24 protein-coding genes and 1 riboswitch are annotated in these 19,684 nt (G+C 61.5%); of the genes, 3 read left to right on the forward strand and 21 right to left on the reverse strand.

Going from position 1 to position 19,684, the window contains the following annotated elements; all coding sequences use genetic code 11:
- The first annotated feature begins 114 nt into the window (after nucleotides 1-114).
- Nucleotides 115-1,506, forward strand: coding sequence for a S41 family peptidase (locus tag EDD78_RS07450; RefSeq protein WP_165873148.1), 1,392 nt, complete (start codon nucleotides 115-117; stop codon nucleotides 1,504-1,506).
- A gap of 55 nt (nucleotides 1,507-1,561) precedes the next feature.
- On the opposite strand, the gene nusB is transcribed toward EDD78_RS07450, so the two are convergent.
- The 13 genes from nusB to prfB form a co-directional block, all read right to left on the reverse strand.
- On the reverse strand, nucleotides 1,562-1,981 hold the full coding sequence (nusB, locus tag EDD78_RS07455; RefSeq protein ID WP_079698446.1) for a transcription antitermination factor NusB: 420 nt from the start codon (nucleotides 1,979-1,981) through the stop codon (nucleotides 1,562-1,564).
- Between the two features lie 101 nt (nucleotides 1,982-2,082).
- Nucleotides 2,083-2,466: an Asp23/Gls24 family envelope stress response protein gene (locus EDD78_RS07460; protein WP_079698445.1), complete on the reverse strand. Its 384-nt coding sequence runs from the start codon at nucleotides 2,464-2,466 to the stop codon at nucleotides 2,083-2,085.
- Between the two features lie 82 nt (nucleotides 2,467-2,548).
- Nucleotides 2,549-3,100: a SpoIIIAH-like family protein gene (locus EDD78_RS07465; RefSeq protein WP_079698444.1), complete on the reverse strand. Its 552-nt coding sequence runs from the start codon at nucleotides 3,098-3,100 to the stop codon at nucleotides 2,549-2,551.
- Between the two features lie 64 nt (nucleotides 3,101-3,164).
- Nucleotides 3,165-3,737, reverse strand: coding sequence for a SpoIIIAG-related protein (locus EDD78_RS07470; protein ID WP_079698443.1), 573 nt, complete (start codon nucleotides 3,735-3,737; stop codon nucleotides 3,165-3,167).
- Nucleotides 3,727-4,233 (reverse strand): hypothetical protein, encoded by a 507-nt coding sequence (locus tag EDD78_RS07475; protein ID WP_165873149.1) that lies wholly within the window; start codon nucleotides 4,231-4,233, stop codon nucleotides 3,727-3,729. The genes EDD78_RS07470 and EDD78_RS07475 overlap by 11 nt, the downstream gene beginning before the upstream one ends.
- A gap of 11 nt (nucleotides 4,234-4,244) precedes the next feature.
- A complete protein-coding gene (locus EDD78_RS07480) occupies nucleotides 4,245-5,393 on the reverse strand; it encodes a stage III sporulation protein AE (RefSeq protein ID WP_132084511.1) in 1,149 nt (382 codons plus the stop codon).
- 44 nt (nucleotides 5,394-5,437) lie between these two features.
- Nucleotides 5,438-5,827, reverse strand: coding sequence for a SpoIIIAC/SpoIIIAD family protein (locus tag EDD78_RS07485; protein WP_079698440.1), 390 nt, complete (start codon nucleotides 5,825-5,827; stop codon nucleotides 5,438-5,440).
- Nucleotides 5,828-5,841: 14 nt separating this feature from the next.
- On the reverse strand, nucleotides 5,842-6,036 hold the full coding sequence (spoIIIAC, locus tag EDD78_RS07490) for a stage III sporulation protein AC (RefSeq protein WP_079698439.1): 195 nt from the start codon (nucleotides 6,034-6,036) through the stop codon (nucleotides 5,842-5,844).
- A gap of 84 nt (nucleotides 6,037-6,120) precedes the next feature.
- Nucleotides 6,121-6,624, reverse strand: coding sequence for a stage III sporulation protein AB (locus EDD78_RS07495; protein ID WP_132084512.1), 504 nt, complete (start codon nucleotides 6,622-6,624; stop codon nucleotides 6,121-6,123).
- Nucleotides 6,625-6,629: 5 nt separating this feature from the next.
- Nucleotides 6,630-7,604 (reverse strand): stage III sporulation protein AA, encoded by a 975-nt coding sequence (locus tag EDD78_RS07500; protein WP_132084513.1) that lies wholly within the window; start codon nucleotides 7,602-7,604, stop codon nucleotides 6,630-6,632.
- Between the two features lie 213 nt (nucleotides 7,605-7,817).
- Entirely contained in the window at nucleotides 7,818-8,351 is a 534-nt protein-coding gene (locus tag EDD78_RS07505; protein ID WP_132084514.1) for a hypothetical protein, read from the reverse strand.
- A gap of 312 nt (nucleotides 8,352-8,663) precedes the next feature.
- Nucleotides 8,664-9,236: an energy-coupled thiamine transporter ThiT gene (locus EDD78_RS07510; protein WP_132084515.1), complete on the reverse strand. Its 573-nt coding sequence runs from the start codon at nucleotides 9,234-9,236 to the stop codon at nucleotides 8,664-8,666.
- Nucleotides 9,237-9,325: 89 nt separating this feature from the next.
- Nucleotides 9,326-9,439: riboswitch (TPP riboswitch) on the reverse strand.
- A 50-nt stretch (nucleotides 9,440-9,489) separates the two neighbouring features.
- Nucleotides 9,490-10,614 (reverse strand): peptide chain release factor 2, encoded by a 1,125-nt coding sequence (gene prfB, locus EDD78_RS07515; protein WP_132084516.1) that lies wholly within the window; start codon nucleotides 10,612-10,614, stop codon nucleotides 9,490-9,492.
- A 245-nt stretch (nucleotides 10,615-10,859) separates the two neighbouring features.
- On the opposite strand from prfB, the gene EDD78_RS07520 reads away from it, so the two are divergent.
- Nucleotides 10,860-11,816, forward strand: a complete 957-nt coding sequence (locus tag EDD78_RS07520; protein ID WP_132084517.1) for an RING finger protein — start codon at nucleotides 10,860-10,862, stop codon at nucleotides 11,814-11,816.
- A 20-nt stretch (nucleotides 11,817-11,836) separates the two neighbouring features.
- A complete protein-coding gene (galU, locus tag EDD78_RS07525) occupies nucleotides 11,837-12,709 on the forward strand; it encodes a UTP--glucose-1-phosphate uridylyltransferase GalU (protein ID WP_132084518.1) in 873 nt (290 codons plus the stop codon).
- Nucleotides 12,710-12,750: 41 nt separating this feature from the next.
- Here the strand turns inward: galU and EDD78_RS07530 are convergent, their stop codons facing one another.
- The 8 genes from EDD78_RS07530 to yfmF all read right to left on the reverse strand — a co-directional run bounded on the left by EDD78_RS07530 (nucleotide 12,751) and on the right by yfmF (nucleotide 19,570).
- Nucleotides 12,751-13,779 carry a threonine aldolase family protein gene (locus EDD78_RS07530; protein WP_132084519.1) on the reverse strand — a complete coding sequence of 343 codons (1,029 nt, stop codon included), beginning with the start codon at nucleotides 13,777-13,779 and terminating at the stop codon, nucleotides 12,751-12,753.
- A gap of 72 nt (nucleotides 13,780-13,851) precedes the next feature.
- Nucleotides 13,852-14,136, reverse strand: a complete 285-nt coding sequence (gene rpmA / locus EDD78_RS07535) for a 50S ribosomal protein L27 (RefSeq protein ID WP_079698430.1) — start codon at nucleotides 14,134-14,136, stop codon at nucleotides 13,852-13,854.
- Between the two features lie 25 nt (nucleotides 14,137-14,161).
- Nucleotides 14,162-14,482: a ribosomal-processing cysteine protease Prp gene (locus EDD78_RS07540; protein WP_132084520.1), complete on the reverse strand. Its 321-nt coding sequence runs from the start codon at nucleotides 14,480-14,482 to the stop codon at nucleotides 14,162-14,164.
- 6 nt (nucleotides 14,483-14,488) lie between these two features.
- Nucleotides 14,489-14,800 carry a 50S ribosomal protein L21 gene (gene rplU / locus EDD78_RS07545; protein ID WP_079698428.1) on the reverse strand — a complete coding sequence of 104 codons (312 nt, stop codon included), beginning with the start codon at nucleotides 14,798-14,800 and terminating at the stop codon, nucleotides 14,489-14,491.
- A 114-nt stretch (nucleotides 14,801-14,914) separates the two neighbouring features.
- Nucleotides 14,915-15,763, reverse strand: a complete 849-nt coding sequence (gene folD / locus EDD78_RS07550; protein ID WP_207668660.1) for a bifunctional methylenetetrahydrofolate dehydrogenase/methenyltetrahydrofolate cyclohydrolase FolD — start codon at nucleotides 15,761-15,763, stop codon at nucleotides 14,915-14,917.
- 16 nt (nucleotides 15,764-15,779) lie between these two features.
- On the reverse strand, nucleotides 15,780-16,862 hold the full coding sequence (gene lgt / locus EDD78_RS07555) for a prolipoprotein diacylglyceryl transferase (RefSeq protein ID WP_132084522.1): 1,083 nt from the start codon (nucleotides 16,860-16,862) through the stop codon (nucleotides 15,780-15,782).
- 135 nt (nucleotides 16,863-16,997) lie between these two features.
- Nucleotides 16,998-18,272, reverse strand: coding sequence for an EF-P 5-aminopentanol modification-associated protein YfmH (gene yfmH, locus EDD78_RS07560; RefSeq protein WP_079698425.1), 1,275 nt, complete (start codon nucleotides 18,270-18,272; stop codon nucleotides 16,998-17,000).
- Nucleotides 18,272-19,570: an EF-P 5-aminopentanol modification-associated protein YfmF gene (gene yfmF, locus EDD78_RS07565; protein ID WP_132084523.1), complete on the reverse strand. Its 1,299-nt coding sequence runs from the start codon at nucleotides 19,568-19,570 to the stop codon at nucleotides 18,272-18,274. The genes yfmH and yfmF overlap by 1 nt, the downstream gene beginning before the upstream one ends.
- Nucleotides 19,571-19,684 lie beyond the last annotated feature (114 nt).

Genomic DNA, 19,684 nt, shown 5'->3' on the forward strand with positions numbered 1-19,684 from the left:
ATTCTTTTAATGACATTTTAGGCCGACTGTGCTATACTAACCAAAGTAAAATGTTATGTTTTCGCCCCAGGGCGTATGCCGGGGCTGCCGAAAATAAGGACATGGAGAGTCAGGATGAACAAAAAGATTTCTTTGGGGGCGGCCATCGCGCTGATGGCGATCATCGCCTCCGCCACCTTCTCGGTCACGATGGTCTACTCCCGCCAGACCTTCAACGATACGGTACACAACATCAAGGAGCGGGAGGCGATGTACTCCAAGCTGGCCGAGATCGACAAGTGGGTGCGCCAGAACTACTACGGGAATCTGGACGACAGCGCGCTGACCGACAGCCTGGCCAAGGGCTACATGGCCGGCACCGGCGACCCCTATGCCAAATACCTGACGGTGGAGGAATACTCCCGCCAGAACCAGAGCGGCCTGTCAAAATCGGTGGGAATCGGCGTGGTCACCTCCCTGGACGAGACTGGCTATATCCGGGTAGAGGAGGTCTACCCCGAGTCCCCCGCCCTGGCCGCGGACATCCAGCCGGGCGATCTGATCGTGCGGATCGACGAGACCGACGTGACCAAGGACAACTGTGAGGAGCTCCAGCAGTCCATCCTCGGCGAGGCGGGCACCCAGATCGACGTGGTGGTGCGCCGCGACAACGTGGATACCCCCCATCCGCTGACCCGCCGCGACGTGGAGAAGCCCACCGTCTACACCAACATGACCGAGGACGGGGTCGGATATGTGCAGATCGTGGAATTCGGCGCCAACACCGCCGACCAGTTCAGCCGCGCGGTGGACAAGCTGGTCAGCGAGGGAGCCAATTCCCTGGTCTTCGACGTTCGCAGCAACCAGACCGGGCCGATCGACCAGGCCACCCGGATTCTGGACAAGCTCCTGCCGCAGGGGGACATCGTCTCCGCCACCTATAAGGACGGCAGCACCCAGGTGCTCGCCACCTCCGATCCGGCGTTCATCGACCTGCCGATGGTGGTGCTCACCAACGAGAAGACCGCCAGCTCCGCCGAGCTGTTCGCCCAGGCGCTCAAGGATTACGAGCAGCTGGGGGTTAAGTCGGTCGGCACACTCACCATGGGCAAGGGTTCCATGCAGGAAACCCAGCAGCTCAGCGACGGCTCGGCCATCGATGTGACCGTGGCCAAATACAACTCCCCCTCGGGGCTTTCCTTCGACGGGGTGGGCGTCAAGCCGGACTTCGAGGTGAGGCTCACCCCCGACCAGGCGGCGGCGCTCGAGGCGCTCGACCCGCCCGCGCAGGACCCGCAGCTTAAAACCTTGCTGGAATTCGACCCGCAGCTCAAGAAGGCGGTCGAGCTGGCGGCGACCGCCGCCAAGACCGTCGCACCGGCCACGCCGGCCGAATCCGCTTCGGGCGGGGAGGACGCCCCGTCCGTCTCGGAGCCCTCCTCCAGCGAGGAGCAGGGCACGCAGGAGGATGAGGAGGAGTCGTCGGAGGACTCTTCTGAAGAGGAATCCTCGCAGGATGAGGAGTAATCTTTCGGACAATAAAAAGGAGCCGGGACCATATGGTCCCGGCTCTTTTTGCTTCTTACTTTGTATTCTTCTGCTCCTCGGGCGGCAGCGACTTTTCCACCGCGCCGAGCACCCCGTTGACGAAGGATGCGTCCTCGGGGGTGGCGAATTTCTTGGTCAGCTCGATGGCCTCGTTGATCGAAACGCTGCGCGGAATATTCCTTTCATACAGCATCTCATAGACGGCCACGCGCAGCGCGGAGAGCGCGACGCGGGAGATGCGCGAAATCTTCCAGTTCTGGGAGTTCTTCGAGATCAGTTCGTCCAGCTCCCCGAGGTGGCTATAGGTGCCCTGGGCCAGCTCCGCCGCAAACCTGTCGAGGCTGAGCTCCCGCCCCTCGGTGGCTTTCTCAATGATCTCCTCGAAGCTGTCGTCGGTGAAGGTCTTTTCAAACATCAGGATAAAAGCAAGCTCTCTCGCTTCGCTTCTGGTCATACGGCCATTCCTCCGCTTTTTCTATCTTGTCTCAATTATAATCATAAAAGCAAAACCGTCCCGGGGCCAGGAAGGCCCCGGGATGGCGTGCCATGCTCTCTTTATTCCCGGACCGCCGCCGCAGACGGGGGCGCGACCTGGGGGAACGTGATGTCCCCGATGTAGACGTTCACCTTCGAGACGGTGATCCCGGTCATGTTCTGCACCGCTTCCTTCACCGCGCGCTGTACGGCCTCGGACACGGCGGGGATCTTTGCGCCGAAATGAAGATTGAGATGGACCGCGATCTCGGCGACCTCGTCGCTGAGCTCCACCGCGATCGACTTGTTCACCGCGTTCTTGGTAAACAGGTTGCGGATGTTGGTGGTATAGGTCGCCAGTCCCGCGACGCCCGCGATTTCAGTGGCGGCACAGCTCGCGATGGTCGCGATGACGTCCTTTGAAATCCTGAGACTGCCCTGAGTTTTAGCCTGCATATTCTCCATGCGCCGCAAAGCCTCCTGTGGTAAAATAAACGTTTGTGGATAATCTATGGTTTATTATACCACACTTTCGCGAAAGCTCAACCTATTTTACTTCGACAATCGCAATATTTTCAACCGGCGCGCCGGTCTCCTGCACCACGATATCCCGGATCTGGGCCACTTCGTTATCGAGCAGGCCGCCGGTCTTGATCACCACATCCACCTTTTCCTTCTCCCCGTCGTAGTAGACCATGCAGTCCTCGAATCCCTTGGCCTTGATCAGGTTCTCCATCTTGCCCTCGGTTTCGATGGATTTCGAGATGTCGGCGGCCTTCATGGTCAGCTCGGCCTTTTCATCGGCGGAAAGGGCGCTGTCCTTGAGCATGGTGGTCATCGCGTCCACCGCGTCGTCCCGGCTGCGCGAGCGGGTGAGCTTGGCTTCGGCAAAATAGGCTTCGGTGTCCTTGGCGTCCTCGCCGGTGGCGGTGCCCTCGACGAACTGCGCCTCGCCGTAGCTCTTGGTTTCCTGCACGGTGCCGGTCGCCACGAGGTCCTCGCCGGTCTGGTTGAAGCGGTAGTTGAGATATACTGCCACACAAAGCGCCATCACCAGCGACGCCAGGATGATGTGTTTCTTAGAAATGATCATGTTCATGTGGATATGCCCTCCTCGAATTTTTCATAATATGCTAAGGTTTATATGGGACAATCTATAACGGCTATCCGCCGTACTTGACCACGCAGACCTTGTTCGAGCCGATTCCCAGCGCGGTGGTCACAACGTCCACCACCCGCGCGCGCACCACCTGGCTGTCCGCCCCGGGACAGACCACCACGACCCCCTTGACGGTGGGCTCCAGCCGGGTGGTCACCAGCGGCTGCTTGCTGCCCGAGCCCTTATCCACCAGGATATAGCTGGTTTGGCGGTTGTCGCTCTGCTGGGTCTTCTGCTTACCCTCCCCGGAGACGTCCTGCATCTGGTCGTTCTGGGTCTTCTCCTCGGTCGCATAGATCATCTGGGCCGAGCTTTCGAGCGTGATCATCACCTTCGCCTTCCCCACCCCCTCGACCCCGCTGATGAGCGTGCCCAGCTTCTGTTCCATCTGCGAGGTGTATTCCTCGCTGCCGACCGCCGTTTCGTCGCTTGCGACCTTCTTTTCCTTGGGCGAGTCCAGAAATTGCGAAAGCAGGATGAGCACCATCCCCAAAATCCCGACCGCCACGATCAGGCGCACCTTCTTGTCCCCCGCAAAGAGTTCGCGCAGACGAAGGGTTCCTCCTTTAAGTTCCATCTTCATTGTCCTCCCCGATGAGCCCGATCTGACAGGGAAGCTCAAGCTCATCCTCTACATACGCCCTTGCCTTTTCGCTCAGGTGAGCATATTCCTGCGGGAGCATTAGCTCCACTCCAGTAATATCTATGCTTCCCGCAGTGCTTGTATGAATCTTTATCCCTATATTTGTCCCGCTGATTCCAAACTTCTTCAGCTTCTCGTCGATGACGGTGCGCAGGTTGTCGCTCGCGGCCTGCTCGACCTGCTCGCGCAGGCGCTCCGAGAGCTGCTGCTGCCCCCCCGCCACCTCCCCCTCGAAGAGGGCGCTGCCCGCCGAAAACTCGGGCAGGGAAATCCCCCGCAGCGGCAGCAGCAGGCAGAGCAGGAAGAAGGCCGAAAGGATGACCCGGAGTACCGGTTCCAGGGCGCTCTGCGGCAGCAGCAGGCGCAAGGCGCAGCAGCCGACTGCCGCCACGCAGACCATCGCGGCGAACTGGCGGATGGTTTCCATCATGACTCCCCCTTTCAGATCGTCGCGCTGAAGCTCAGTAGCAGGATGATCGAGACGAGGATCAGCAGCAGGAAGGAAAAGAGCAGCGCCAGCATGGTCCCCAGGCAATCCGAGCAGGCGCCCAACAGGCTCCCCAGCTTTTTGAGCGAGAGCGTCTGCGCCAGGAAGGCGGCCACCTTGACCGTAAAATACCACAGCAGCACCCGCACCAAAATCGGCAGGAAGGCCGCGGCCCCGGCCACCATCCCGAAGGCGCCCACCGCGCTCTTGAGCAGGTGGAGAGCCCCCTGCGCGGCCGAGAGCGCCTCGGAGATCGCCCCGCCCACGATGGGCACGAAGCTCCCCACCAGGAATTTCCCGGTCTTGAGCATGGCATTGTCAGCGCCCACCGAGACCAGCGTCTGCATCGAGAGCAGCCCCACATAGGCGGTCATCGTAAGCGTCAGGCTCCAGGTGACGAAGGAGCGCACCCCCTTGGCCAGCGGCAGCACCCCGATATCCTCCCCCACGCTGCCGGCCACGCAAAGCCCCATATAGATCCCCATGAAGGGGACCAGCACGCTCGAAGCGAAGCTCGAGATCAGCTGGCAAGCGAAGAAGAGCAGCAGGTTATAGCTCGTCGCCGTCACCGGCGCGCCCCCCACCGTGACGATCGAGCAGAAGACCGGGATAAAGGAGAGCATGAAGTTTGCGCACCCGCGGATCGCCTCGGCCGCCCCGACGATGCACCCGCCGATCGGCTTCGCGATCACGGTGATGACGCAGAGCACCGAAACGGTGGAGAAAACCGGGGAGAGCGTCCCCTTGGAAAGTCCGCTTTTCAGAGTGTCCACCAGTGCGCAGAGCACCACCACCCCGGCGATCATTCCGAGCGTCGCCAGGGGTTTTTGCACCGTGTTCTTCACCTGCGCTTTCACCACCCGCACGAAGTCCCCGGGCGAGAGGGAGAGTAGCGCGCCAAGGTCGATTTCACCAAGGTCGAGCTCCTCGAGGATGTCCCTGGCCTCCCCCGGCAGCTCGTTTGCGAGCTCCTGCGCGCCGAGGCTCTGCAGCTGCTGTTCCAGCTGCCCCTGCACCTCGTCGCTCAGCGGCGCGGCGCGCGCCGGCAGCGGCAGTCCCCAAAGGAGCAGCAGCGCCGCCGCCAGAAAAAAAAGTCGTTTCATCGTCCCGCGTCCTTTCCGCCGCGCCGCCGGGCGGCGCGGCGCTTTCACATCGCCATGAAGCCGAGCGCAATCGACACGATCTCCTCGAACATCGGCAGCGCCAGCACCACCAGCATGAGCTTGCCCGCGAGCTCGATCTTCGAGGCGATGGCGCTCTCCCCCGCGTCCCGGCAGCTCTCCGAGGCGATCTGGGTGATGAAGCAGATCCCGAGGGATTTTAAGAGGATTTCGATATACTGCCCGTCGATCTGCACTTGCTGCATCATCGAACGGATGGTATCGAAAGCCGGGATCAGTTCCCCGAGCACCGCCGCGAAGATCACCACTGAGCAGATCAGCGAGACCATCAGCGCATACTCCGGCTTATACTGCCGCAGCAGCACCACAATGCACACCGCCACAATCGCCAGTCCCACAATCGCCGTCAGTTCCATATTCCCTCCGATCGCTAGAGCCCGAACAGCGTCTTGACCGTGTCGAAGAGGGTGCTGATCTGCTGGACCACCATCATCAGCACCACCACCAGCCCGGCAAGGGTGGTCATCATCGCCTGCTCCTCCCGTCCCGAGCGGACCAGCACCTGGTTGAGCACCGCCACAATGATCCCGATGGCCGCTATTCTGAAAATCAAATCGACATCCATTCCTTTTCCGCCCCTTCCTTGAGCACCCAAAGGGCGCAAGACCAATTTCCGACCTGAAGAAAAACGCACCCTTTGCCGACTGTTTTACAGCAGCACGACCGCCACCGCCACCCCCGAAAGCACCCCCAGCGAGGAATAGAGCTTGGCGCGGCTGCGGCAAACCTCCTCGGCCGCCTCGGCCTGCTGCAGCATGTTGGCGCGCACCAGCCTGATCCCGCGGAGCTGGTTTTCGAGGTCCGACTGCCCCAGGATAGAGCTCAGCTCGCCCAGCAGCTCGCGGTCCCTTTGGTCCAGCGCGCAGCGGCTTTCATCGAGGCTCTCGACAAATGCCCGCGGAAAGGGGGTCGCCCCCGCCAGCTTCCCGGCGCACAGGGAGATGAAGTCGAGCTCGCGCAGCAGCGGCTCGTCTCGCAGCCCGTCGAAAATCTCCCCGAGGGGGCTCAAGGTATAGCTCAGCCGTTCCTGCAGCAGATGCAAAAAGAGCTGCACCTTCTTGAGGTGCCCCTCCCGCCGGCGAAGCGACGCCGCGCCCATCAAGCCGCAGGACGAGCAAAACAGAACCACCAAAACCATTCCGATCAGCTTCATAATGATTACCCTTCCTTTCCTTGCGCCAATTCTCTGACGTCCAGAATCTCCAGCACTTCCCCCGGCGCGCCGCTGCCGCAGAGCAGCACCGCCTTGTCGAACGCCCCAGTGCGCAGCAGCGCGCGCGCCTGGGGGCGACGGTATAAATCCTCCCGTCCCGCGCAGTGCACGGTGGTGATCAGGCTCACCGCCGAGAAGAGGCCCATGCGCACCGCCTCGAGCTCGTCCTCGCGCCCTACCTCGTCGCAGACGATCACCTGCGGGGAGAGGGTGCGGATCGCAATCTCGATCCCCGCCTGCTTGGGATAGCCGTAGAGCAGGTCGGTGCAGGCGCCGATGTCGTTGGTGGGCACCCCCTGGTAGACCGCCGCCAGCTCACAGCGCTCGTCCACCAGGGACACCTTGTAATAGCTCCCGAGCTCCCCATCCGAGAGCGAGCGCGCCAGGTCGCGGATCAGGGTGGTCTTTCCGCTGGCGGGCGGCCCCGCCACCAGCACCCCGCAAAGCCCCTCCCCGAAGAGGCTTTGCCCAAGCCCCCTCGCACAGCCGCGCATCTGGCGGGCCACCCGCAGGTTGATCGACGAAATTTCCCGCAGCCCGCTGAGATGCTCCCCCTCGCCGCTGAGGCTTCCGCAGATCCCCGCGCGGTGCCCGCCTGGGAGGGAGATATAGCCCCTGGCAATCTCATGCTGATGGGTGTGGATCGAATAGCCGCACAGGGTGCGAAAGCACTCGAAGAGGTCGGCCTTGCTGACGAGGTAAGCGCTATTCGGCGGGGATGGATGGCACCCTCCCTGCCGGTCGAGGAAAAGGTGCTCGGTCCCGGTATGTAAGGCCATCGGCTGGCCGACCCGCAGGCGGATTTCCTGCACCCGCGCCGCCGTCTCGCCTGGAACCTGCCGCAGCAGACCGAAGAGCCGTTCGCCCAGCGCCTTCGCCGCCTCATAGAAGCGCTCGCCGGCGCCCGTTTGTTGTATCATGTGTTTGATCATTCCTTTCTCGGGAGCCGGCAGCCGAAGGCGGCCTCCCCCGGGCCGCGATCCACGGCCTGTCCGTCCTTTGCATATCACATCATATTAGCCTGTCCCCCCATTTAGAACCACCGGCAGAATAATCCTCTTCCCCGCGCGGGCCGGTTAAAGTAAAAAAGCCCTTCCCGGCCATGGCCGGGAAGGGCTTTTAATCCATACTATTTAAAGCACCGTGAGCGTGAGGGACTTTTCCACCGTGTCAAGGGTCTGGCCGCTGACGCTGTCGCAGGCTTCGATGAGGGCCGTCGCCTCGTGGCTGCCAAGCTCCGGCACAAAGGAGAGCGCCGCATGCTCGACGTAATGATAGGGCTTGATCAGCCCCGAACGGTAGAGCTGGGTGCCGTCGGCAAGGGTCAGGGTCACCCGCATGAGCTGCTGGTTCTCGGGCGGATTTTCGATCCGCAGGTTTGCCGTGCCCTCCTTGCTGCTGACGACCGGCTTTTCGTTGAGGCGGTAGCTGAAGGAATCGAGGTCCCACAAATCCCCCGCCTTGGTATCGGTGAGCATCCCCACCTGCGCGGCGGTTTCATAGCCGTCGGGTGAAAACGCCTTCGCCTGGCCCATCCAGTCGTGGATGATCACCCCCACCACAATCCCGGCGACGCACAGGGAGATAGCGAGTGAGATGAAAAACATCACCTTCCGGCTGTAGCGCCGGTTGCCGTAACCGCGATAGGTGCGCAAATCTCTGGACATCACGTTACTCCTTTGACTCATCTTTCCTTCCATTATACTGCATTGTAGAGAAAAATAGTTGACCATTTTGTGAAAAGTGGTGGGAAATTTCATCAAAAAGAGGTGAACCCCCTCTTGGTGGGTTCACCCCTCCCTGCGCCTTTCTACGATTGATGAGGGCTCCTCGCCCTCAAACTCCCCGCCAGAGAAGTACGGCGCCATCGGCGCCGTTAGCCCCCTTGGAACCCTATTATTCAGAGCGCGGGCTGAGCATGGCCGCATTCGTAAAAGATTCTTTCGCGAATCGGGAGCGGTGGCTCACCGCCTCGCCGCCTATGCCATCTTCTTGCGGGTGATCGAGGCGCTCGCCAGGGAAAATACCTTCGAGAGAACCAGCGCGCCCAGGATGGTGGTGACCATCTCGGGGCCCATGTAGGCGATGTTGTAGGTGAAGGAGTAGGCAATCGCCCCGAAGCCGTCCGAGACGAGCGACCCCCAGACCAGGAACCCGGAGACAAAGTGGCAGGCAAAGCGCACCAGCACCGCCAGCGCCGAGCCTGCGGTATAGCCGATGGTCTGGCTCTTGATCGAGTGGCGGAAAACGCCGCCGAGCCCCATTGCGCCGTAGGCCAGCAGGTAGTCGATCACCGCCGCGCCGATGACCACCCAGGCGCTGCCGCCCGCGCCCGTAAAGCCGGTCATCATATCCAGCAGCCCGTAGGCCGCTCCGCAGAGCACGCCCCAGCGCACTCCGTGGCGGTAGCCGAGCAGGGTCAGCGGCAGCATCGAAAACAGGGTGATCGAGCCGCCCGCGGCCCCCACCTTGATCCGAAAGACGTTGTTGAGGATCAGCGCCAGGGCGATCATCAACGCACTTTCCACCAGTTTCTTTGTTTTTTCGTTCATCTTTCCTTCCTCCAAAATCAATTTATTTCGGCAGTCCAGAAAACCTCCCCCGGAAAACGATACGCCCCGCGGCAAATACCGCGAGGCGCAATTAAAGCAATCACGTTTCCTACGCTGGCATTACCCAGATCAGGTTTGAGGGTTTTGAAATATCAGTCGGATTTCTCTCTCAGCCGGGCTCTTCCCAGCTCCCCTGTGGTTTATGAAACTGTCCGGTTCTGATTGTACTCACTTTTTTGCCGCTTGTCAACCGCTATTTTCCCTCGCCGAGGGTACCGTTGGCCTGCTGCTTTAAGTACTCGTTGATGAACCCGTCGATGTCCCCATCCATCACCGCGCCGATGTTCCCCACCTCGAAGCCGGTGCGGTGGTCCTTGGCCATGGTGTAGGGCATAAAGACGTAGGAACGGATCTGGCTGCCCCAAGTGATCTCCTTCTGGTCGCCCTTGATGTCCTCGATCCGCTCGAGGTGCTCGCGCTCCTTGATCTCGATGAGCTTGGAGCGCAGCATCTTCATACAGACCTCGCGGTTCTGGTGCTGGCTGCGCTCGTTCTGGCAGGCCACCACGATCCCGGTGGGCAGATGGGTGATCCGCACCGCCGATTCGGTCTTGTTGACGTGCTGCCCGCCCGCGCCCGAGCTGCGGTAGGTGTCCACCTGAAGATCAACCGGATTGATCTCCACCTCGGTGTCGTCGTCAATCTCGGGCATGACCTCGAGCGAGGCGAAGGAGGTGTGCCGCCGTCCCGAGGCATCGAAGGGGGAGATGCGCACCAGGCGGTGCACCCCGCTCTCGCACTTGAGGTAACCGTAGGCGTTCTGCCCCTCGATCAGGATCGAGGCGCTCTTGATCCCGGCCTCGTCCCCGTCCAGCCAGTCGAGCAGTTTATATTTGAAGCCCCGGCGCTCGGCCCAGCGGGTATACATGCGGTAGAGCATCTGGGCCCAGTCCTGCGCCTCGGTGCCGCCCGCCCCGGCGTGGAAGGTGAGGATGGCGTTGTTGCGGTCATATTCGCCCGAGAGCAGGGTGGAAAGGCGCTGCTCCTCGATCCTGCGTTCGAGCTGCTCATAGGCTTCGCTCACCTCGCCCAGCACCGAGAGGTCCCCCTCCTCATTGCCCAGCTCGCAGAGCGTCTCGGTGTCCTCGTAGAGGGCGTAGAGCTTGTCGTAGTCCTCCTTGCGCCCCTTGAGGGCGGAAATCTCCTTGAGCACCTTCTGGCTGCCGGATACGTCATTCCAGAAGTATTCGTCCTTGGTGCGCTCCTCGAGCGCCCCGAGCTTCTCGGCGGCCGCGTCGTACCCCACCGCCTGGCGCAGGTCCAAAAGCTCCTTTTTGGTATCCCGCAGCTTTAGCATGAGCTGTTCAAATTCCAGCATAAATCCGTCTCCATTCCTGCCGCAATGCGGCCAAACGCTTTACCATTTATTATATATCATCACACGCGCTCTTGTAAAGTATGCACCGTTTATCTTATCATACCGTCTATCCTTTTACAACGCCGGCGGCCCTGCCCAATATCCTTAGTCCTTTCTCATAGGTATGGATTTTTGCGGTAAAATATAGTATACTGTGGATTACGAACCCGAAATGTGCCCACCTGTGAGAGGAGATCCTCGGCTATATGAGCAAATATACCGGCGTAAAATGCCCGATCTGTGAGCAAAAGTTCACCGATGGCGACGATATTGTGGTCTGTCCGGTCTGCGGCACCCCCTATCACCGCACCTGCTATCAAAAGGCCGGCAGCTGCGTCAACCAGAAGCTGCACGAGACGCACACCGAATGGAGCGAGCAGGGCGCGCGCGCCCAGGAGGAGACCAAGTACGACGCCTCCCTTCCGCTGCGCTGCCCCAAGTGCGGCACCGTCAACCCGTCCGACGGGATCTTCTGCCAGATCTGCGGCTCCCGCCTGGGAGAAGGCAGCGGACCGCACGCGCAAAACCCTACGCAGAACCCCGACCCGATCACCCTCAACCCCTTTACCACCCCCTACGGCGGCGTCTCGCCGGACGAGGAGATCGACGGGGTCTCGGTGCGGGACATCGCTTTGTATGTGGGGGAAAACTCCCACTACTTCATCCCGAAATTCAAATCCTTTTCCGGCGGCGGCCGCCATTCGACCTGGAACTGGCCGGCCTTCCTCTTTCGCGGGTACTACTTCCTCTACCGCAAGATGTACGGCCTCGGGGTCGCGCTGCTGCTGATCACCGCGGCGATCGGGCTGCCAGCACTCCTGATCAACCTCGCGCTGGCCTCCCAGCTCTATAACCTGCCGCTCATTTCGATGGCCCCGGCCACCTTCGATCTTTTAAACAAGCTGCGCTTTGCCGGCAGTCTCCTGTCCGCATTGCTCTCGGTGGGGTGCGCCATTCTTTTCAACCGCGCCTACTGCCGAAAGGTCATCCGCTCGGTCAAAAAAATCCAGAAACAGTTCGGCGGCGACCTCTATGCGCAGGACTACATCCTCGCCCTGACAAAGCGGGGCCGCACCAACCGCATGCTCATCCTGGTACTGCTGCTCCTGCTCCTGGCGGGCTCGATGGCCATGTCCCTGCTGATGGTCATGTTCCTGGTATAACATTTCAAGGAGGACGCCAAATGAAAATCCGCAAAGCGGTCATACCGGCGGCGGGCCTGGGCACGCGGGTGCTCCCCGCCTCCAAGGCCATGCCCAAGGAGATGCTCCCGATCGTGGATAAGCCCGCGATCCAGTACATCGTCGAGGAGGCGGTCGCCTCCGGGATCGAGGATATCCTCATCATCACCAGCCGCGGCAAGACCACGGTCGAGGACCACTTCGACCGCAACCCCGAGCTGGAGGCAAAGCTCCTCGCCGCGGGCAAGCAGGATCTCTACGAGCAGATGGTGCGCATCTCGAACCTCTGCAACATCCAGTACATCCGCCAGAAGGAAACCAAGGGCCTCGGGCACGCGGTGCTCTGCGCCAAGACCTTCGTGGGGGACGAGCCGTTCGCCGTGCTCTACGGCGACGACGTGATCATCGGTGAGCGCCCCGCCTGTGGGCAGCTCTGTGACGCCTACCTCAAATATGGCCTCGGGGTGGTCGGGATCAAGGAAGTCCCGCTCGAGATGATCCACAAATACTGCTCACTGGACGTCAAGCACATCGACAAGAACATCTTCAAGGTGTTCGACATGGTCGAGAAGCCCACCCCCGAGCAGGTAATCTCCCCCTATGCCATCCTCGGGCGCTGCGTGCTGCCCCCGAGCATCTTCAAAATCCTCGAGGACACCCCGCCCGGCGCGGGCGGCGAAATCCAGCTGACCGACGCCATGCGCCAGCTCGCCTCGATGGAAACCATGACCGGCGTGGTCTTCGAGGGGACCCGCTACGACATGGGCAACAAGCTGGGAATTTTGCAGGCGATCGTGGAGGTGGGGCTCTGTCACCCCGAGATCGGGGCGGACTTTAAGGAATACCTGCGCGGGATCACCGACAAACTGAACTGACGAAGCAAAGCTCCCCGGCTATACGCCGGGGAGCTTCTGTTTTATCTGCTCAGCCGCTGCAAATCCTCCAAAAACCGCGCGACGTTTTCCTCCTTTGTCGCCCAGGAGGTCACCAGACGGATGACGCTCTGCTTGTCCCCGCCCTTGGCCCAGAGCTCGAAGGCGTAGTCCTGCGAGAGCGCTTCGACCACCCCGTCGGGCAGGCGGGGGAAGAGCTGGTTGGTCCTCGTTTCGGGCGCGAAGGAGTAACCCATCCCGCGGATTCCCCCGCGCAACTGCTCCGCCATGGCGTTGGCGTGCGCGCCGAGCTCATAGTAGAGCCCGTCGCGCAGCAGCTCCTCAAACTGGATCCCGAGCAGGAAGCCCTTGGCCAGCAGCGCGCCGCGCTGCTTTTGGATGAAGCGGAAATCCCGTTTCAGCGTCTCGTCCCGGATGATCAGCGCCTCGCCGAAGAGGGCGCCGCACTTGGTCCCGCCGAGGTAGAAGGCGTCGGTCAGGCGGCAGATGTCCGGCAGTTCCAGGTCGTTCCCCGGCGCGGCCAGGGCCGAAGAAAGCCGCGCGCCGTCGAGATAGAGCGGCAATTCCCGCTTCCGGCAAAAGAAGGACAGCGCTTCGAGCTCCTGTTTGGTATAGAGGGTGCCCACCTCGGTCGGGTGGGAAACATACACCAGCCCCGGGCGGACCATATGCTCGTCGGTGTGCTCTTCGAGCACCTCGCGTACCAGCGCGGGGGTGAGCTTCCCATCCGCCGCAGGACGGGTGAGCACCTTGTGCCCCGTCGCCTCGATCGCGCCGGTCTCGTGCACGTTGATATGCCCGCTCCCGGCGCTGACGGCCGCCTCGTGCGGGCGCAGGGCGTGGGCGATCAGGCAGAGGTTCACTTGGGTGCCGCCCACCAGGAAGTGGACGTCGCAGGAGCGGTCCCGCACCGCGTCCAGAATGAGTGCGCGGGCGCGCGCGCAGCCCTCGTCGCACCCGTAGCCGTCCGACTGCTCGAAATTATGGCGGGTGAGCGCCTCGAGGATGCGCGGATGGGCCCCCTCGCTGTAGTCGTTTTTAAAGCTGATCATGCTGTCCCTCCTGACGGTAAAACGCACAAAAGGCAGAGAGCCCCGGGGCTCTCTGCCTTCTTTGATTTCTGCTTACTGCTCGACGGCGTAGACGCTGACCTTCTTGCGGTCGCGGCCCAGGCGCTCGAAACGCACCTTCCCGTCGACGGTGGCGAAGAGGGTGTCGTCGCTGCCGATGCGCACGCCCTCGCCCGGATGGATGTGGGTGCCTCTCTGGCGCACCAGGATGTTGCCCGCCAAGACGAACTGGCCGTCGGCACGCTTCACGCCGAGGCGCTTGGACTCGCTGTCGCGGCCGTTCTTGGTGGAACCAACGCCCTTTTTATGAGCGAAAAACTGCATGGAAAGTTTAATCATGATGAAACTCCTCCCTATCTTTGGGTTACTGATTTTCGACTTTGGTTGCTTTCACATGGCCGGGATACTGCTCCCGCAAAATGTTGAGGTGCAGATAAAGCCCCTCGAGCAGGCTTTGGGCCGCGGCGCACTCTTCCCCGTCAAGGCGAAGGGTGACCCGGTCCTCTTCCACCGTGACCTGCGCCTCTTCGCACAGCACGTCGGTGATGGTGTTGCACACCAGCTGCACCGCCGAAGTCGCCGCCGCGCAGACGATGTCGCTGCCCGCCTCGGCATAGCCGGCGTGCCCGGATACCGTAAAGCCGCGCGGCCGCCCTTCCCGGCAAAAAAACCTTGCAACGATCATACGCTCTTACGCGCTGATCTTTTCAATCTGAATCTTGGTGTAGGGCTGTCTGTGACCCATCTTGCGCTTGGAATCCTTCTTGGAACGGTAGGTGAAAACCGTCACCTTTTTCTGCTTGCCGTTCTTGAGGACCTTGGCGGTCACTTTGGCCTTCTCCACATAGGGAGCGCCCACGTTGAGACCCTTCTCGTCGCCCACCGCGATCACGCTGGTGATTTCGACATTGGAGTTCTCCTCGGCGTTCATCTTCTCCACATAGATGATGTCGCCCTCGCTTACGCGGTACTGCTTACCGCCGACTTCTACGACTGCATACATTGATACAGGCACCTGCCTCTTTCTTAGACTCGCTGTTCTCACAAGGCGGCGCAGGGCGCACTTCTAGCCTTGAACATGCGGCAATATTTAGTTTATCACAGCGGGAAAAGGTTGTCAACCCTTTCGCGCCTTGGCGGCGGTGATGGTGTTCTTGAGCAGCATAGTGATGGTCATCGGCCCGACGCCGCCCGGCACGGGGGTGATGTAGCCCGCCACCTCCCTGACCGCCTCGAAGTCCACGTCGCCGCAGAGCTTGCCGTTTTCGTCCCGGTCCATCCCCACGTCGATGACCACCGCCCCGGGCTTCACCATGTCGGCGGTGACGAACTTCGCCTTCCCGATGGCGACCACCAGCACATCGGCGCGCCTGGCCACCTCGGCGAGGTCTCGGGTACGGGAATGGCAGATGGTGACGGTGCCGTGCGCGTGCAGCAGCAGCATGGCCATCGGCTTGCCGACGATGTTGCTGCGCCCGATCACCACGCACTCCTTGCCGCGCAGTTCGATCCCCTGGCTTGCGATCAGCTCCATGATCCCCGCCGGGGTGCAGGGCAGGAAGCGGTAGTTGCCGATCATGATCTTCCCGACGTTGGTCTCATGGAAGGCGTCGACGTCCTTGTCGGGATTGATGTTCTCGATGACCGCCTTCTCGTCGATCGTTTTCGGCAGCGGGAGCTGGACGAGGATCCCGTCGATCTTCGGGTCGACGTTGAGCTTTCGCACCAGGCCGATCAGCTCCTGCTGGCTGGTCTCCTCGGGCAGCTCGTGCACCTCGGAGTAGATCCCCAGTTCCTCGCAGCCCCGCTTCTTGTTGCGCACATATTTGTGGGAGGCGTCGTCGTTCCCCACGATAACCACCGCCAGCCCCGGCGTAATCCCGCCGGCTTTCAGCGCCTCAACCTCGGCTTTCAGTTTCCCGCGCAGGGAGGCGGATACCGCCTTCCCGTCGATGATGACTGCCATGATAACCCCTCCGTCCTCATTCGTTGTCGTTTGGCTTCTGCTCTCCCCCGTTTTCCCCGGGCGTTTCGGGCTCCTCCTGCGCCTCGGGAACCTCCTGCATCTCGGAGGCTTCCTGCGTCTCGAGGGGCTCCTGCGCTTCGGGAGCCACCTGCGCGGGCGCGTCGGAGGCTTTCTTCTTTTTCTGATAGAAGGTGCCGGCCAGGATCATTTGCCCCTCGTCGGTATCGACGTAGAGCCTGAGATACTCCGGGTCGCCGCTGCGGTTGATCCTCGAGCGCACCGCGCCCCAGATGACCACCGAGGCGATGACGCATAAAATCGCCAGCAGCTGGGAGACCCGGATGGTGCCGATCAGCAGGCTGTCGGTGCGCAGCCCCTCGATGACCGCGCGCCCGAGGCCGTACCAGGCGCTGTAGATTAAGAGCAGCTCGCCGTCGAAGCGGCGGCGGCGCGTATACCAGGCGATGAAAAGGAAGCCCAGCAGGCACCAGACCGACTCATAAAAGAAGGTCGGATGGACCGGCATGCTCGGGTCCACCGCCATATTGATCCCCGCGAGGTTGGTGCGGTTGGCGTCCAAAAAGTTCACGATGCTCGGACTGGTCATCCCCCAGGGAAGGCTGGTATTCCCGCCGAAGGCCTCGATGTTGACAAAGTTGCCCCAACGCCCGATGGCCTGGCCCAAAATCAGGCCGCCCACCGCCAAATCGAGCATGGGCAGCGCCTTGACCCGGCGCAGCCGGCACATCAGCAGCCCGGCCAGAAAGCCTCCGATGATCCCGCCGTAGATGGCGATCCCTCCCTGGCGGATGTTGAAGATGTCCCACAGGTTGTCCCGGAATTGGTCCCAGGAAAAGATGACGAAATACAGCCGCGCGCCGATGATGGAACCGATCGCGCCGCCGAGGATCACGTCGATCACTCGGTCGCCGTCCAGGCCGAAATGCTTGACCCGCAGCAGGACATATGTAATGCCCGCCAAAAACGCCAGCGCGATGATAACGCCGTACCAATACACGGTCAGAGGGCCGATGGAAAAGGCGACGCGGTTCAGGGTGAACTCAAGCCCCAGGCCGGGGAAGGACAAGGTTTCGCTCATAGGATAGACCTCCACTTCATATCGGGCATACGCCCGGCAGGCATAAGGGAGACGGCGCCAATACCGCCCCGTCCGCCAAAAATCAGAAAAGCAACGCCCGCGCCCCGGCGGCTTTCACCCCCGGGGCGGCAGGGCTCATTGCAGGGGATTGATGATGGAAATGGCGCTGCGCGCAATGTCGAAGCTGCCCGCCAGGCGCTGCTGCAGGGCCTCGATGGTGGCCCCGGCCGCGATGTCGATCACCTCGAACATCCCGACGCCGTTAAAGGCGCCGCTGACCATCAGCCCGGCCACGCCCTCGCTCTTGTCCAGAGCGCCGACGTACCGCCCGTAGACGGTGGCCTTGGCGACCTCGAACATCTCGGGGTCGAGCCCCTCATGCTGCAGCCGCGCGATCTCCCCGTAAAGGGCTTTCTGCACCGCGCGCGGGTCGCGGCTCTCGCCGCTGAACATGTTGCACAGGTAATCCCGCCCGGCCATCGCCTCGCCATAGAAGGTCTGGTTGATCAGCGACTGGTCATAAAGCTGGCGGTAGAGGGGGCTCGCCTCGCCCGCGATGATCTCGATGAGCATTTCATCGAGGATCGAGCCGCGGATGTTCTCCTCATACGGGCCGGGGTCCGCCTTGAAGCCGACCGAAAACATCGGCACCGCGACCGAGAGGGACTGCTCCCACTCCTTTTTGTAGACCTCGCGCGGCTCGTCGGCGCGCTTATATTCGATCTGTACCGGCTCGGCACACTGCAGCACCCGGTCGGCCACCGCCAACACGCTGTCCACCGTGAAGTTGCCCGCCACGGCGAGGACCATATTGCTGGGGTTATAAAAGGTGTTGTAGCAGCGGTAGAGCAGCTCGGCGCTGATCTGCGCGATCGAGCCGGTGGTGCCCGCGATGTCGATCCGCACGGGGTTGACATGGTAGAGCGCGCACAGGAGGTTAAACATCACCCGCCAGTCCGGGTCGTCCTCATACATCTTGATTTCCTGTCCGATGATCCCCTGCTCCTTCTGCACCGTCTGCTCGGTGAAATAGGGATGGGTCACAAAGTCGAGCAGGATTTCCAGGGAGGCTTCAAAGTTCTCCGAGCACTCGAAGAGATAGCAGGTCCTATCGAACGAGGTGAAGGCGTTTGCCGAGGCGCCGGTCTTGGCGTACCGCTCGAAGGCATCGCAATCCTCGTTTTCAAAGAGCTTGTGCTCCAGGAAGTGGGCGATCCCCTCCGGGACGGTGACGAAATCCGGGTCCTTATCGGTCTTAAAGCAGACGTCCACCGAGCCGTAGGGCGTGCCGAACATGGCGTAGGTGGTCGAATACCCTTCCATCGGGCAGAGCAGCATGCGCAGGCCGCTCTTATGGCGGACCTCGACGTAGCTTTCATGGAGCCGCTGGCTGCGGATCGTTTCTTTCATCACTGCTTGCTTTCCTCCTTATGCTCCCCATTCTCCTTGAGGAAATAGACCGCGCCGAGCGTGACCTTCTTCGCGGCGGCGACCACCTGCCCGCGGGTCACGGCGGCGATCTTCGCCTGCTCATAGGCCGGGGCGTTTTCGCCCCCGCTCAGGATCTGAGTCAGGTACCAGCTCTCGATCCCCGCCAGGGAATCGGTGGTGGCGGCAAAGCCGGTGTTCATGGCGAGCTTGGTGTTCTGCAGCTCCTCGTCGGTGAACTCACCGTTTTGGATCGCCTCGAGCTGGCGCAGAATTTCAGCCTGCGCGGCCTCCTTCTTCTCTGCCTGCACGCCGGAATCGACCAGCAGGATATTGTTCCCCTTGTCGTACCGCGAGGCGCAGTAGTAGCAAAGGCTCAGCTTCTCGCGCACGTTTAAAAACAGCTTGGAGGAGGGGGTGCCGCCGTACATCGCGCTCATCAGGCGCAGGGCGTAGCGCTCCTGCTCATCCGTGTCTCCGCACCAGAAGCCCATCACCAGCTTCGACTGGCTGACGTCCATCGGCTCGGTCTGCTGCGCGATTCCGCCGGCGGCCGGCGCGCTCTCCGGCTGGCCGAGGGGGGCCGCCTGCGGACGGTCGAGTGCAGCGAAGCGTGCGCACAGGGTTTCCTTCGCCGCGGCGGGGTCTCCGCTCCCGGCGAAGAGCAGCTCGATCCGGGCATTCTTTAACAGCCCGCAGTAGGCCTCGTAGGCCGAGCGCGGGGTGATGGCCTTCGCATGCTCGACGTCGCCGTAGGGCCGCACCGCCTGGGGCGCGCCGCCGAACAGCAGCTCGAGGCAGCGCGCGCGGGCGAAGACCCGTTTGTCGTTGATCTCGCTCTCGATGGTGTCGATCAGGTTCTGCCGCTCCAGGGCCGTTGCCCCCTCGGGGAAGGCCCCGTTTTCGATAACCGGGTCGAGCACGATGTCGCAAAGCAAAGAGCTCAGCTCGCGCACCATGTCCTCACCGTGGATCGTGACCCGGGAATCGAGCCCCTTGATCGAGACCACGAGGATCTGCTTGTCCGCGTATTTGGTCACGTCGCCGTAGAGCCGCGCGCCGTAGAGCCTGCCCAGGCGCCTGTTGAGGGCGGTGAAGTCCGGGCAGCTCTTGCACCCCAAGCGCAGGATGTTGGGCACCACCGCATTGACGGCGGCCTTCTCGGGGGACAGCTTCGTGATCAGGCAGACCGAGATCCGGTTGCTTTTAAATTTTGTGTCGGTGATATGGGAAAAGTGGATCGTATCGCTGATCCGCTCCCGCTTAAAACCGTGGTCCATCCGTTCATCTCCAAACCGGTAAATTTTGTTTTTCCTTGTCGCCTTGGCATATCTTCTTCTAGGATACCACAAACCGTCGGCTTTCGCATGAAATTTTTGTTAATTTGCCTTTTC

This window comes from Harryflintia acetispora (assembly GCA_004340125.1).
GTDB lineage: Bacteria > Bacillota > Clostridia > Oscillospirales > Ruminococcaceae > Harryflintia > Harryflintia acetispora.